The 14,789-nt window shown below is 54.0% G+C and carries 12 protein-coding genes; 4 read left to right on the forward strand and 8 right to left on the reverse strand.

The annotated features are described in order from the left end of the window. Positions 1-99: 99 nt before the first annotated feature. The 7 genes from A3842_RS16825 to ggt form a co-directional block, all read right to left on the reverse strand. A complete protein-coding gene (locus A3842_RS16825) occupies positions 100-1,029 on the reverse strand; it encodes an ABC transporter permease (RefSeq protein WP_074102147.1) in 930 nt (309 codons plus the stop codon). 30 nt (positions 1,030-1,059) lie between these two features. Then, positions 1,060-2,175: an ABC transporter permease gene (locus A3842_RS16830; protein ID WP_074102148.1), complete on the reverse strand. Its 1,116-nt coding sequence runs from the start codon at positions 2,173-2,175 to the stop codon at positions 1,060-1,062. Beyond that, the gene (locus A3842_RS16835; protein WP_074102149.1) at positions 2,172-3,704 is read right to left on the reverse strand and encodes an ABC transporter ATP-binding protein; all 1,533 of its coding nucleotides are present in this window, start codon (positions 3,702-3,704) and stop codon (positions 2,172-2,174) included. Before A3842_RS16835 ends, A3842_RS16830 begins: the two co-directional genes overlap by 4 nt. A 106-nt stretch (positions 3,705-3,810) precedes the next feature. Next, complete coding sequence (locus A3842_RS16840) at positions 3,811-4,983, reverse strand: BMP family ABC transporter substrate-binding protein (RefSeq protein ID WP_074102150.1); 1,173 nt, start codon at positions 4,981-4,983, stop codon at positions 3,811-3,813. 281 nt (positions 4,984-5,264) lie between these two features. Further along, positions 5,265-6,839: a PucR family transcriptional regulator gene (locus A3842_RS16845; protein WP_074102151.1), complete on the reverse strand. Its 1,575-nt coding sequence runs from the start codon at positions 6,837-6,839 to the stop codon at positions 5,265-5,267. Positions 6,840-7,298: 459 nt separating this feature from the next. Beyond that, a complete protein-coding gene (locus tag A3842_RS16850) occupies positions 7,299-8,480 on the reverse strand; it encodes an amidase (RefSeq protein WP_083609623.1) in 1,182 nt (393 codons plus the stop codon). 431 nt (positions 8,481-8,911) lie between these two features. Continuing rightward, positions 8,912-10,489, reverse strand: coding sequence for a gamma-glutamyltransferase (ggt, locus tag A3842_RS16855; RefSeq protein ID WP_074102152.1), 1,578 nt, complete (start codon positions 10,487-10,489; stop codon positions 8,912-8,914). Positions 10,490-10,826: 337 nt separating this feature from the next. Here ggt and chrB point away from each other — a divergent pair, with 337 nt between their 5' ends. Next, positions 10,827-11,405 carry a chromate efflux transporter ChrB gene (chrB, locus tag A3842_RS16860; RefSeq protein ID WP_371916006.1) on the forward strand — a complete coding sequence of 193 codons (579 nt, stop codon included), beginning with the start codon at positions 10,827-10,829 and terminating at the stop codon, positions 11,403-11,405. Beyond that, entirely contained in the window at positions 11,406-11,945 is a 540-nt protein-coding gene (gene chrA / locus A3842_RS16865) for a chromate efflux transporter ChrA (protein WP_074085820.1), read from the forward strand. A 19-nt stretch (positions 11,946-11,964) separates the two neighbouring features. Here the strand turns inward: chrA and A3842_RS16870 are convergent, their stop codons facing one another. Continuing rightward, positions 11,965-12,342 (reverse strand): PH domain-containing protein, encoded by a 378-nt coding sequence (locus tag A3842_RS16870; protein ID WP_074085821.1) that lies wholly within the window; start codon positions 12,340-12,342, stop codon positions 11,965-11,967. A 168-nt stretch (positions 12,343-12,510) separates the two neighbouring features. Between A3842_RS16870 and A3842_RS32575 the strand changes: the two genes are divergently transcribed. Together A3842_RS32575 and abc-f are read left to right on the forward strand one after the other, a co-directional pair. After that, positions 12,511-12,678, forward strand: coding sequence for a hypothetical protein (locus tag A3842_RS32575; RefSeq protein ID WP_178382365.1), 168 nt, complete (start codon positions 12,511-12,513; stop codon positions 12,676-12,678). A 104-nt stretch (positions 12,679-12,782) separates the two neighbouring features. After that, complete coding sequence (abc-f, locus tag A3842_RS16875) at positions 12,783-14,786, forward strand: ribosomal protection-like ABC-F family protein (RefSeq protein WP_074102153.1); 2,004 nt, start codon at positions 12,783-12,785, stop codon at positions 14,784-14,786. Positions 14,787-14,789: the final 3 nt, after the last annotated feature.

Raw genomic sequence — 14,789 nt, forward strand, 5'->3', positions numbered from 1 at the left:
GTCATCGTCACAGGCTTTCCTTCTTTCTCCAGTTAACTCTTTCCCGATTGCTTTTAATTTTAACTTAGATGCTCGAACTGCATAAAATGGGCGTGAGATTCAGAACCGCTGCTCCCGAATGAACGGAGTTCCCAGTGATTCCGGTGTGCCGGAGGGCTTGTTGCGGTTGCGGTAGCCGAGGTACATAAGTACCAGAATCGTTACAACGTATGGAATCATTTTGAGGAAATAGGGTGGAATCGTACTGCCGAGCAACTGCATGCGAAATCCTAGTGAATCAAGTGCTCCGAATAAATAGGCACAGAACAATGCGCGAAGCGGATTCCATCGGGCGAAAATCACCAGACCGACAGCGATCCAGCCCCGGCCTGCCGTAAGCCCTTCATTCCATGTCGGTGCGTAAGACAACACCATGTCGGCACCCGCAAGACCAATCAGCACAGTTCCGGCAGTGACATAGCTGTAACGGATCAGCTGTACGCGGATGCCCATAACGTCAGCTGTCGCCGGGCTGTCTCCAACGGCCCGCAAATGCAGACCCCAGGAGGTGTGGTGAATCAGCAGATGCAGCGCGAGCACCAGCAGTAAGCTGAACCAGGTCAGATCATCCATCCGGCCGAAGATATCACCGACTACCGGAATCGACTTCACCCAGCCCAGATCCAGCTTGGGCGAAGTACCCGGCAGCGGAATGCCACTGATGGACTTGCCCAGATAAGCACTTAGACCACTGCCGAACAAGGTCATCGCCAGACCGGACATGGTCTGGTTGGCGCGCAGTGTGACACACAGGAAGGAATGAACGATGCCAAGAACAGCAGTGATAGCCATGGCCGCAAGGAGAGCCAGCAGTAGATTTTCTGTGCGGATATAGACGATACAGGTGGTGACCGCCCCCATCAGCATCAATCCTTCCGCACCCAGTTGGATAATGCCCGCCCGTTCATTCAGGATGCCCCCGAGTGTAGCCAGCAGCAGTGGTGTTCCGGCGGATATGGCGGCGATTAATAACTGTGTAGTGAAATCCATGGGTAAACTCCCTTCTCTAAGAGGATGCTGCTATGCGCTCCGGCGGATGCGGAAACGGTGAATCATATCCCCGGCAATCAGAAAAAACAGGATTGCCCCCTGCAGCATTTCCGAAATGGACGAAGGCAGACCAATGGTCTGCACACTGTAGCCGCCGACAATAAGGCCGCCGAACAGGATCGAGGTAACGATAAGACCGAGCGGATTCAGCTTGGCAAGCCAGGCGACAATAATAGCGGTGTAGCCGTAACCCGGCGAGATTCCCTGCATCAGCTTGTGCGTGACGCCGGACACCTCGGCCATGCCTGCAATGCCAGCCAGACCGCCGCTGATCAGCATGACAATAATAATATGCTTCTTGATGTGAATCCCCGCATAGCGGGCAGCCGTCGGATTGGCACCAATGAGGCGCAGCTCATAGCCCCAGCGGGTAAATTTGATCATCAGATAATAGATGGCCACCGCCACCAGACCAAAGATCAGCCCGATATGCAGTCTCGTGGTTCCCAGCACCGGCAGCGACTGGGCGGCGGTGAACATCGGTGAGCCTGGGAAATTGAAGCCCTTAGGGTCTTTCCATGGACCAAACACTACATAATCCAGCGCAAGCAGTGCTATATAATTCAGCATCAGAGAGGTGATCAGCTCGTTGACGCCGAAATGGGTCCGCGGAATCGCGGTCATGAGTCCCCAGAGAGCTCCGGCGGCTGTTCCGAATACAAGCATCAGTGTAATAGACCAGAAGGAAGACAGATCGGGAAAATAGATGGTTACCGCCGTAGCAGCCATTGCCCCAACAGTAAGCTGTCCCTCCGCGCCGATATTCCATACGGAGATGCGGTATGCAACAGCAATCCCCAGTCCGCACAGCAGCAACGGTATCGCTTTAACCATTGTTTCGGTGAAGCCATAGGAGGTGCCAAAAGCCCCGCGGAACATTTTTTCGTATACAGTAATCGGGCTCATGCCGTTAGCGGCGATGAACACCGCACAGAGCAGAAGCGCCAGAATGATAGACAGAACCGGTGACCACCACGGGGAACGCGTACGGCTTGCATCATACTCCAGACGCATGGGGAACCATTTGCCGGGTTTGGCCGGAACGGAGTTCATCAGTACGGCGTCACTTGTATTTTTGGGACTCATATAGCGCTTGCCTCCTTGTTCCGGATTCCGGCCATGAGCAGGCCAATGTGCTCCCGGTCCGCATGCTCATGATCACTCTCACCTATGATCGAACCGTTGTACATCACCAGAATCCGGTCAGACAGCTGTAGCAGTTCATCCAGATCCTCGGATATCAGCAGCACTCCGCTGCCCGTACTGCGCAGCTCCATCAATAAGTCATGCACACCGGCAGTAGCGCCTACATCCAGCCCTTGCGTAGGATGGACCGCAACCATCAGCTTCGGCTGGTGGCTCACCTCACGGGCGAATAACAGCTTCTGCTGGTTGCCGCCTGACAACTGCTGTACCGGGGTATCCAGCTCAGGCGTCTTGACATTGAAGCGTTCGACCAGTGCCTGTGACCAGGAACGGTTTTTAGCCGCCTTCAGAAATCCGAATTTGGAGTGTTCGTCACTGCGGTAAGACTTGAACAGCAGATTATCTACAGAGCCCAGCCGTCCGGCCAGGCCGCTCTTCATCCGGTTCTCCGGCACATGGGAGATACCCGAATCAATAGCGCCGCGCACCGAAGCCGATTTGACAGGCTGGCCGTCAAATTCGATGTCGCCGTTCTTCCAGGTTCGAAGCCCCGTCAGTACTTCTGCCAATTCCTTCTGACCATTGCCGGCAACCCCGGCAACTCCTACAATCTCACCTTCGCATACCTTGAGGGACAGACCGTCCAGCACCTTGCGGCCGTGATCGGCAATGACATCCAGATTATTAACCACCAGCAGAGGCTCCCCAACGGAAGCTTCGCGCTCCTGGCGGGTGATTTCAACCTCGCGTCCAACCATCAGGCGGGCCAGCTCCAGCTCATCCGTCTCTGCCGTGGCCAGCGTTGCAATCATTCTTCCTTTGCGCATGACGGAGATACGGTCAGAAGAAGCCATAACCTCCTTCATTTTATGCGTAGTCATGATGACTGTTTTACCGGCCTGCTTCATGACCTGCAGGGTCGCAAACAGCTGCTCCACCTCACCCGGAGTCAGCACCGAGGTGGGTTCATCCAGAATGATGATATCTGCGCCACGGTAGAGCGTCTTGACGATCTCCACCCGCTGCTGCTCGCCGACGGACAACTGCCAGATTGGACGATCTACCGGGAACTTGAGACCGAACCGCTCCGCCAGGCCTTCAATTTCCCTGTGTTTATTCTTAATCCACTTGCTGCCTCGCCAGAAAGACGACTTTTCGCCAAGCACGATATTTTCCGCTGCCGTGAGACTTTGCACCAGTCTGAAGTTTTGAAATACCATGCCGACGCCAAGACGTGCAGCATCTTTGGGGGAACGGATTTTGACCGGCAGGCCATGAACGAGAATCTCGCCTTCATCCGCTCTGTATACCCCTGAGAGCATACTCATGACCGTGCTTTTACCTGCTCCGTTCTCACCAAGCAACGCGTGAATCTCACCCGCATTTGCCGAAAAATCGACTTGATCGCTTGCCGTTACAGAACCGAATTTCTTCACGATCCCGCGCATCTCAACCGAAGGGTCCTGCATGATGGGACGCTCCTTTCCTTATAGTTGTAGTACGGGTGGGGAAGACTCCGCTGTACGGAGCCCGCCCCACCCATAAGGCCTTGCACTATTCACTTGGTTGCAGCGCTTATTTCGGGATGGTGCCTTCAATGCCTTTGGCTAGCCAGTTCATGGACAGAACTTCTTCAAGGGTCAGCTTTTGGCCTTCCTGTACCTGAACCTTGCCCTGGTTGTCAGTGATAGGGCCGGTGAATACATCCAGCTCTCCGCTGATGATTTTGGCCTTGGCATCTTCTACAAGCTTCTTCACATCATCCGGAACCTTGCTGCCGAACGGTGCAATGTCAATCATTCCGTCAGCCATATCCCCAGAGTACTGTTCGCTCTTCCAGGTTCCGTCCATTACGGACTGAACAGCCTTCACATAATAAGGTCCCCAGTTCCATACAGGGTTGGTCAGATAATTATCCGGAGCGTATTTGCCCATGTCGGAGTCATTCCCCCCGGCAAAAGCACCGCGTTCTGCTGCAGCCTGCAGGGTTGCAGGGGAATCCTGGTAGGCGAGCAGCACATCTGCGCCTTTATCCAAAAGACTGATCGCCGCCTGCCGTTCCGTTGCAGGATCGTACCAGGTATTCGTCCAAACCACGTCCACCTTAATATCCGGGTTGACGCTCTGAGCGCCCAGTGTAAAGGCGTTGAGGTTATAAATAACCTCACTAATCGGGAAGGCTCCTACATAGCCAAGGTGATTTTTCTTGGTCATTTTGCCGGCTGCAATGCCCGCCAGGTAGCTGCCTTGATAGTTTTTGCCGAAATAGGTTCCCATGTTGGCGGCTGTTTTGTAACCGGAAGCATGCATGAATTTCACGTTTGGAAATTTATTGGCTACGTTAAGGGTATAGTCCATATACCCGAAGCTCGTTGTAAATACGATATCATGACTCTGGGCAAGCTCAGTGATGATGCGTTCGGCATCGGCGCTTTCCGGAACATTTTCTACAGTGTCCGCTTTTATGCCGAGCTCCTTCTCCATATACTGACGGCCCTGGTCATGCTGGTAGGTATATCCGCCATCACCCGGAGGTCCAATGTAGACAAAGGCAACCGTCGGCTTCTTCGCTGCCGGCTCTGTCGTTGCCGAAGCCTCTGTTGTTGTGCCCGCATTCGATGCTGCCGGCGCTTTCGTGCCGCTGGCGTTGTTGCCAGAATTATTGTTGCTTCCACACCCTGCCAAAACCACCGCCAACAGGAACATTAATGCGAAGCTGAAAATAACCGCTTGACCCCTTCTTTTCATAATTCTCCTCCTCCAGTAAATCTCTCATAATAGCTCAAGCCATTAATGTATCTCTACTATACTGAGACACAGCATCCACGTAAATTTATATAACATACGTTTGTGCCATTTTATAAGAACTGAAGTTTTTTTTGTGCCGAACGCACTATGATACCTCGAATCATCTTTAGAATATGTGATAATTCATAACATAAAACTTGGAATCAGTGTTTTTCATGTCATTCCCTGTTGTATCAAGCCGGTTTATGTATCACCTGTTTAAAACCGCCAGGGTGAATACCTCAATCTTGCTCTAACATGCTGCGGAAAAGAAACACGAGCTTGAGACGCATGAGATCATTGATCTTTTTGAAATCCACGTCCAGCAGTTCACTAAGCTTCTCAATCCGGTAGGTGGCGGTATTACGGTGAATAAACAGTTTCTTCGCGGTCTCATTCACATGCCCGTCATTATCCAGATAGACCTCCAGGGTACGCAGCATCTCCTTAACGTACTCCGGTTCCCGGCTCTGAAGGCCGCGCAGACTGCTGGTGCAGTATTTCTCCATGGTTTCTGCCGGTATCCGGCGCAGCAGCAGGCTCAGTTCAAGCTGACGGTAATGCACAACATTTCCGTGCCCTCCCCAGTGTTGGGACATTCCCATACATTCCTTGATCTCGGCAAAGGCTTCCCTCAGACCTTCCGGCTTCATCTTGGAACTGCTGAGTGCAGCACGGGGTGAATAGCCTTTATCAAATTTCAAATTAGCGAAACAAGTGTTCACCCAATCCCGAAATTGTTCCGGGCTGTGCGGACCCGCCGGATACAGCGATAACAGACCGTCGTCTATCATTACGTGGATGCCATTCAGCCCATGCAGCTCCGGCTGCTCCAGATATTCTTCCTTCAAGCGAAGCAGTTCTCCGAGGCGGGCTTCTCCTGAAGCGGCAGTATCGGTAAGCATCAATTGAAACGGAGCCTGCAGCAGCTCCACCTCCAGCTTGGCTGCAGCCTTGGCCAATTCACCACAGGACATTCCGCCGCTTAGGAAGCGCCGTAAAAGTCCGCTGAACTCCCTGTGTTCGGCATGCTCGAAATAATCTTCATAACCGGAATGAATATGGTAGGATATCAGTTCGCCCCCCTGAACAAACAAGCTTTCTTCCACAGGCAGCAATAAAGGGTCAATGGAGCAGTATAAAAGATAACCGGAGCACTTGTCGCCCTGCAATAAGGGGATCCGGAACCCGGTTTTGTCACCGATGCGGAAGCGCTGGTTCCGGTTCTGCCAAGGCCAGCCTTCCAGCAGCTTCGGCGCTGTGTTGTCCGAATTATTGAACACCACATCTCCACGGGCGCTGATGACAGCCAGCGGAGTCTCAATCACTTCCGATACCGATTCGAACAGCGGGCGGCTGCGGCCGGACCGCAAAGCAAAACGCATTAGCTTACGCTGCTTATCCATGATGCTCTGAAGCACACTGGTACTGCGCGTAAGCTCGGCACGAAACAGTCCGTTCATCTGATCGGAGAAAGTAAACTGGAATGGCAGCTCAATCAGCGGAAAATTCAGCGTCTCCGCTTCCGCAATCAGCTTCTCCGGGACTGCGTCCCAGAATCGGCCCAGCTTGATGCCAAGGCCCGCGGAGCCGCGCCGGTTCAGGGTCTGAAGCAACGCCGATGCATCCTCCAGACTGTCCTTAATTAGGTAAGCTGTCGTAAGCAGCATTTCCCCTTCTTTGATCCAATCGGAAATATCCGGGGCATCCATCACATTGATCGATTTGATAATTCGGTGTTTGCCCTTCGAGCCAGCAATCAGCCTCGCTTCGGACAAAGGATAAATGGACAACGCTTCTTCGACCGTTAGATGCATGGCCACCCCTCCTTATATTAAATTCATGTATTGGAAATCCCTTCGTTTTCAATGTTATGTTATGTAACATTATAGATAAAGAGACCAATGATGGGAAGAGGAAAATGCGGATATTCAATAATTACGTAAGGTAATATCACATTACCACACAGTCTTAACGATCGGACTCATAACAAAAAGCCGAAATAATACAGAAACGGATCTCCCCCTTAAGTAAGGACGGCATCCGTTTCTGCGTGCGTTATTCATAGTAAACCAAGGGAATGCCTATACTTGGTCACCGAACAACATCACCCTGGCGGTAAATACACTTTCTAGCCAGCGGTTACTCTTCCGTTGGTTCTCCTTTTCTCGCCAAACAGTTTTTGCCTTGTCTCATCCGCTAAACTCCTGACAATAAAAAAACTCCCGATTCGTAGGGTATACGAACCAGGAGTTCTGTCGTCTTCAAAGAACTGTTCATTTCCACATACGCCGGACCCATGAGAGCAGCCGCAGATCCTGACCATGACCGCCTATCACGGATAAGCCCAACGGCAGGCCGCCGGGTCCCGGCACCGGCAGCGTCACTTGCGGCAATCCGGCTAAGCCGGCTATACAGCTAAGCATCATCGCGCCGCTGCGGTTCTGCTCCAGCTGCGCCAGATCCCCGCCGCGCAGCGGGGCGGGGCCGGGCACGGTCGGGAGGACGATGCAACCGTCCTCTTCAAGCAATTGCCGCAGCCGGGCTGCTATCTCCGCGCGCACCGCCTGTGCGCGGCTGTGATCCTGCCCGGCCAGGCCTGCCGCCCACGCGAAGCGGGCGGCAATATCCGGGCCGAAGAGCGGCTGCGCATGCTCGATCCATGCCCCGTGGGTCGCCCATATCTCGGCGCCCTGCAGTTCCCTGAAGACATCCATCCATGTCTTCAGTCCCTCCGGCGCGATCTCCGTCACGCCGGACTGTCTTGCACCGGCCTGCAGCTGGCGCAGGCCTTGCTTGAGGCTGGCCGCGCTGTCCGCACCGGCCAGCGCCCAAGCCTCCGGCGCGATGTGCAGCATGTCCATCGCGCCTTCCCCGCTGCCCGGAGCCGCTGCTCCGAGCAGGACCTCACCCGCCCGCTGAAGCAGCTCCGGGCTGTCGGCGATCCAGCCCACGGTGTCGAAGCCCGGCGCGAGCGGAATCACGCCTTCCATCTCCACCGCACCATGCGTCGGGCGGAAGCCGTACACGCCGCAGTACGCTGAAGGCACGCGAATGGAACCGCCCGTATCTGTTCCCAGGGCAAAATCCACATAGCCCGAGGCCACCGCTACCGCCGAACCACTGGAAGAGCCGCCAGGGATTCGGCCTTCGGCACGCGGATTAACCGGTGTCCCATAGTGGTAATTCTCCCCGCCGAGGCTGTACATCAGCTCATCGGTATGCGTGGCCCCCCGCAGGCAAGCCCCGGACTGCAGCAGCCTGCGGACCGCTGACGCATGGGCAGCTGACGGCGGATGGCTGCGCAGCCAATCCGGATTGCCGGCAGAAGAACGATGCCCGGCCACTGCAAATACATCTTTTACAGCAAAGCTAAGTCCAGCCAGCTTGCCGCTTGCCGAACCCGTTACCTCAAGCCCCGGGTCTATAAATGCACCATTCTGATTATCCAGGCCCATCTGTCCCCCTCCTCTCCTCCCGGACAACCCGGGCAATCTCTACCGGTGCATGTAAGCCCCTCTCTTCTAGCCTTTAACACCTTTAGCCCCTAGCCTCTACAGATTGAACTTGGAAACTTGATGAAGGGGGGCGTTATCCTTTAGTGGAAAAAGGATCACTAATTTAACTCTTTCGGCTAATGGAAGAGCCTATGTGGGAAAAAGTCTCACTAATTCTACTGACAGCGGACGTTTGGGATGACATGCTTGAATTAGGTGTACAAAATCCCATTAACTCCTTCTGTCGCCAGGGTTACAGCCAATTTAGTTTACCTTTTTCCACCTCGCTTAAGTTCCAAGGAGCTTCACTACGTTCATCAAGCTTCAAGTCTACGTTACTGTACAAAGTGCAACAGATTCTACTTCGAACAGAAATCCATCCTACTCCCGGCCTACCAGCCAATAGCGGCCCCATCGCAGCGAGGATCTGTTCCTCCGCTGCGATAGCCGTTGCCATCGATAGCAATCGCATGCGCATGCCCCACAATTCCATCAAAGTCCCCCACGGTGCGCACCAGATGTCCGGCTTCGGATAGCTGTCTTAGTACCCCGGGTGCCACTCTGCCCTCCACTTTCAACTCCTGGGTGGGCTCGCCCCAGGTTCTGCCCCACACAAAACGCGGTGCGTTCACAGCTGCCTGGGGGTCCATCCCGTAATGCAGCATACGGGTCAGAAGCAGACTCTGCGTCTGCGGCTGGCCTTCCCCGCCCTGGGTGCCATAGAGATAGGCCGGCTTGCCGTCACGGCAGGCCATCGCCGGCATCAACGTGTGAAACGTTCGCTTATGCGGCTCCAGCGTATTGATGTGCCCGGGGTCCAGCGAGAAAAATGAGCCCCTGTTCTGCAGCAGAATCCCCGTATCGCCAGCAACGATGCCTGAGCCAAATTCAAAGTACAGGCTTTGGATAAAGGAAACCGCGTTTCCTTCATCATCTACTACCGCCGCAAAGGCGGTATCCCGGCCCACCGGATCACTGCCAAGCGCTGCTGCCTTCGCAGGTGAAATCGAAGCCGCCAATTGCTCTGCATACCGCTTATCCAGCAACTGCTCCAGCGTAATCCTGCTGAATGCCGGATCCGTGAGTACCCGGTCCCGGTCGCGGAAACTCAGCTTCAAGGCCTCAACCAGCAAGTGGTAATATTCATAGGTGCCATGCGTGATGTCTCCAAAATTGTAGTGTTCCAGGATATTTAGCGCCATTAGCGCCGTGAACCCTTGAGAGTTCGGCGGAACCTGATAGACCGTGTGGCCGTGATAATCCGTAGATATCGGCTCGTCCCAGTTCCCCTCATGAGCGGCAAAATCCTCGCGGGTGAGATACCCGCCGGAAGCCCGCATATAATGACCTATATCTTCGGCGATCTTCCCCTTATAAAAGGCGTCCCTGCCCCCCTCTGCCAGGACCCGCAGCGACGCAGCCAGCTGCTTCTGCACAAACCTGCTCCCGGCTGCCGGAACCGTACCGCCGGGAAGATAGATCGCGGACGCCGCCGGTGACAGCGCCGCTCCTGCCAGCATGCTGTTGCCGTATTGGTCCGGCGACAGTGGAAAGCCGCCCGCGGCGTAGCCAATCGCCGGCTCCAGTACCTCCCCCAGGGTCAGGCGTCCATACTCGCGCTGGACGGCTGACCAACTGTCCGCCATTCCGGGTACCGTAATGGCACTGCGTACCCCGCGTCTCGGAATCGCATCCTCGCCGGCGTAACAGTCTCTACGGACGCCGTAACCGGAACGTCCGCTGCCGTTGTAAGCCCGGACGCGCCCTTCACCAGCGCTGTAAGTGAGCCAAAAAGCATCGCCGCCCAGTCCCGTCATATGCGGATAGACCACACCGAGCGTTGCGCTGACCGCTACCGCCGCATCAAAGGCGTTGCCTCCGTTTTGCAGAATTCGCGCTCCGGCGGCAGAAGCCAGGTAATGGGGGCTGACCACCATCGTTTTTGTGCCGATTACAGGACCTGTCGTCATGCTACCCATCTCCCATTTGTCGTTCAAGTTAGTGTCATTTAACAGCACCGTAAAAACCTTTGTCAATCCGGGCAAAAGAAAACGCACGAGCCGCTCCTATTTTTTGTGAGCTGTGCACAAAGTTTCGTGGAACCGCCTTCCTCCAGGTAGCTGGGAACCGATGAATTGTATAGAATAAGCTCAAAAAACAGACTATCGCCTCCGGGGTGAGTATGGGGCAAATGCAATCAACGCAGCTACCAAGCCTGCCAACTGATTCGTCTGCACTTGCGCTACCCGCTTTGTAAGAATGAAGCCAACTTTGGGAACGCTCAGCAAATATATTAGGAGGTGTCACGTGAACAACAAAGACAACCCATATATACAGCTCACCGTTGCTATGTGCAGGACGGGCATACTCGGTTACGGCGGCGGGCCCTCCGTGATTCCCTTAATCCGCCATGATGCCGTGACCCGTTACGGGTGGCTGACAGATGATGAATTCGGAGAAACACTGGCTATCGCGAATGCCCTTCCAGGCCCTATCGCCACCAAGATGGCTGCCTATCTCGGCTATAAGCTGAAAGGAGTCAGAGGTGCAATCATCTCTGTGCTGGCGCATATCCTCCCGAGCGGGATCGCCATGATCGCCCTCCTCTCCGCAGTCAACTATTTGAGCGGTTCCAAGGTAGTGGGGGGAATGATCGCCGCCGTTTCGCCTGTCATCGCAGTGATGCTGGGACTCATGGCTTACGAATTTGCCCAAAAAGCCTTTAAAGGCCTGGGCAAGCGGATCGGCGCCGCTTTTCTGCTGCTCGCCCTGGTGCTGCTTGAAGTGTTGCATATCCATCCGGCGATTGTGATCGTGCTGTTCCTCGGTTATGGAACCGTTCACTACCGGATACTCGCAAAAAAACAAAAAGGAGGGACCGCCTAAATGGAATGGCTAAAACTGATTTACGGCTTTTTTATGGCTAATCTGCTAGGGTATGGCGGCGGCCCCTCCTCCATCCCGCTGATGTATGAGGAAATCGTGCCGCATTATGGCTGGCTTACCGATCAGGAGTTCTCAAATATGCTGGCACTTGGTAATGCGCTGCCCGGTCCGATCGCTACCAAAATCGCTGTTTTCGTCGGTTATGATGTCTACGGGTGGCCGGGGATGGCCGCAGCGCTGATCGCTACTGTAGTTCCTTCCGCGGCGGCACTGATCTTCCTGCTGGGCGTTATGCAAAAATACAAGCAGTCGCCCGTAGTGAAAGGCATGACCCTGCTTGTACAACCAGTAATCGCTATTATGATGATTATACTTACCTTGAAAATGGCCAAAGGCCCCGCCGAATCCATCGGCATCTGGCAGACGCTGATCATTGCTGCAATCGCCTATTGGGCGATACAGAAGCTTAAACTGCATCCTGCGCTGGTGATCCTGGCTGCATTCACCTATGGCGGACTGGTGCTCCGTTATACGGTTTAGCAGCCTTGCCACCCTGAGCTTACTTTAAAATATACTGGGACAGCACCGCCTGAACCTCGTAAATATTCACGGACTTATTGAATGTCTTCTTCAGCGGTAACGCGCTTCCCGAGACATACAGGCATAGCTCCGCATCCAGATCAAAGTGACCGGCCGTCTCCACAGAGTAATGCGATATGCTTTTGTAAGGGATCGAATGATATTCTGTCTTTTTGCCGGTTACCCCTTGCTTATCCACGAGAATCAGCCGTTTATCCGTAAATATGAACATATCTCTGACCAGTTTATAGGCCCGCTCAATGTTTTCCTGAGGCGCAAGAATCTGCGCGTATTCCCGCTGAACATCTGTCAGCGCCACCTGGGTGGCATTGCCCAGCAATCCGTTAAAAATCGCCATCGCCAAGTCCCCGTTTCCTAGTTTGATTTGGCAAATCTTCCTCTGCCATATACTCATACTACTTAAGAATTCCATCAGATATGCACAGGCGCTCTACTTTTGCTCTTGCATATTCAGCCGATATTGGTTACACTATTCCTAAATTTGTATGAAGGAGGTGTAGGAGGAATGGATCACAATCAGACCAATGGTGTTATTAGCCGGCTAGATTATATTATGGCTGGCATCGTTCATGTAAAAGCCGACAACGGGAGAAGTCTGTCCATTTACAAGAATTCAATAACACTACAACATTGTGAAATGCCTTTCCTGCCTACGCTTCAACGGATGCTTTAAGACCGGAGAACGATCAAGGCCGCGGGGATATTTCCCTGCGGTCTTTTTGTTTTTGAAGATGGACCCGAGCAGCGATAGGGCATTCCTATAAAAGGAGAATACCTATGATCATCTCATGTCAAAATGTTCAAAAATACCACGGTGCCCAGCTCGTGCTGAGCGATGTTACCTTTGATATACGCCAAGGCGAAAAAATCGGCCTGATTGGCCGCAACGGCTGCGGCAAAACTACCCTCTTCCATCTGCTCAGCGGCGAAGAACGTCCCGAGCAGGGGCAAATCTCCATCCGTAAAGGCAGCATCGTTGGATTGCTGGCCCAAATTCAGGAAGTGAATGACGAAGAAACCGTATATGCAGTCCTTCAGCGGAGCTTTGCTGAACCCCTGAAGTGGCAGGCACGCCTAAGGGAGCTCGAGCTGGAAATGTCCGTACCGGATGCTGCCGCAAGCGGGCAGAGCTGGAATCGGCTGCTTAAGGAATACGGTACGCTTCAGGAGAAATTTGAAGCCGCTGGAGGCTATGAAATTGAATCCTCTATCCAGCGCGTAGCTACAGGCCTTGGCATCGGTGCCGGACAATATGACCGCCGCTTCTCTTCCCTCTCCGGCGGCGAGAAGACCAAAGTCGGGTTGGCGGAGCTGCTGCTGCGCCGTCCGGATATTCTGCTGCTGGATGAGCCGACGAACCATCTGGATATGGAAGCCATCGAATGGCTGGAGCAGTTCCTGCAGGATTACGACGGAACGGTAGTAGCTATCTCCCATGACCGCTACTTCCTCGATGCTGTAGTGAAGAAAGTGATTGAGATCGAAGACGGTGAAGCCTTCACATTCCATACCAATTACAGTGGATACCAGATCGAGAAGGAAGCCCGGCTGCTGCGGCAATTTGCCGACTACCAGGAGCAGCAAAAGAAAATCAAGCAGATGCAGGAAAGCATCAAACGGCTAATTGAATGGGGCAACCGCTCCAATCCGCCGAATCCTTCCTTCCACCGCCGGGCTGCCTCAATGCAGAAGGCACTAGACCGGATGGTAAAGGTCAAACGTCCGATTCTGGAGCGCAAAGCTATGGATTTGCAGCTCCAGCAAGAGGACCGTACCGGTAATCAGGTTGTCATTCTTGACCGGATTGGCAAAAGCTACGGAGACCGTACCCTCTTCTCGAAAGCCAGTGAAGTTCTGCGGTATGGTGAGACCACTGCACTGATCGGCGGCAACGGCGCAGGCAAAAGTACGCTGCTTCGGATCATTCTGGGCCAGGAACTGCCAGACGAGGGAAGCTGCACACTCGCCTCCAGAGCGGTTGTCGGCTATCTGGCACAGGAAGCTGTTCCCGAAGACGGAACACTGTCAGTGCTGCGGTACTTCCGCGAGGAGGCAGGTCTCGAGGAGGGTGAAGCCCGTGGACAGCTGGCGCGGTTTCTCTTTTACGGAAGTGATGTGTTCAAGAGTATCGCAAGTCTCTCCGGGGGCGAATGGACACGGCTGCGGTTCGCAGTGCTGATGCACCGCCGTCCGAATCTGCTGATTCTGGATGAACCCACCAATCATCTGGATATCGATTCCCGCGAGGCGCTGGAAGAGGCACTCGAGGAATACCCCGGCACCGTGCTGGCGGTATCCCATGACCGTTATTTCATCAACCGCTGCTTCGGGAAGCTCTGGTCCATCGCGGAAGGAAGATTCAGCGCTTTCTCCGGGAACTACGAGTATTTCAAGGAAAAGCAGGCTGAGAAGGCTGCACGCTTGCTATCTTCGAACAGCAGCAGTAAAGGAGAACTGCAACCATATCCTGCCCTAAGGTCCAGCAGCAACCCATCTGACGCTAAGGCTATCACTTCAGAGGCAAGGCGAATGGAGAAGGGCGAAGCCAAACGCAACAGTTCTTCCTCTGCTGCCGCCTCCGGGAAGTCACGCCCTCCAGGATACTGGGAGCAGAGGATTGCCGAAACGGAGGAGCAGATTGGCTCTATCGATACTGAAATGCTTGCCCCGCTGATCTCCAGCGATGCACATAAGCTCGCAGAGCTCCAGCTCATCCGGGACGCCATGCAGGAGAAACTGGATGAACTGTATGCCTGCTGGATGAACGAAACCGAGCAATAATTA

Origin of the sequence: Paenibacillus sp. P3E, assembly GCF_001909045.1 — a bacterium.
Classification (GTDB): Bacteria; Bacillota; Bacilli; order Paenibacillales; family Paenibacillaceae; genus Paenibacillus_AQ; species Paenibacillus_AQ helianthi.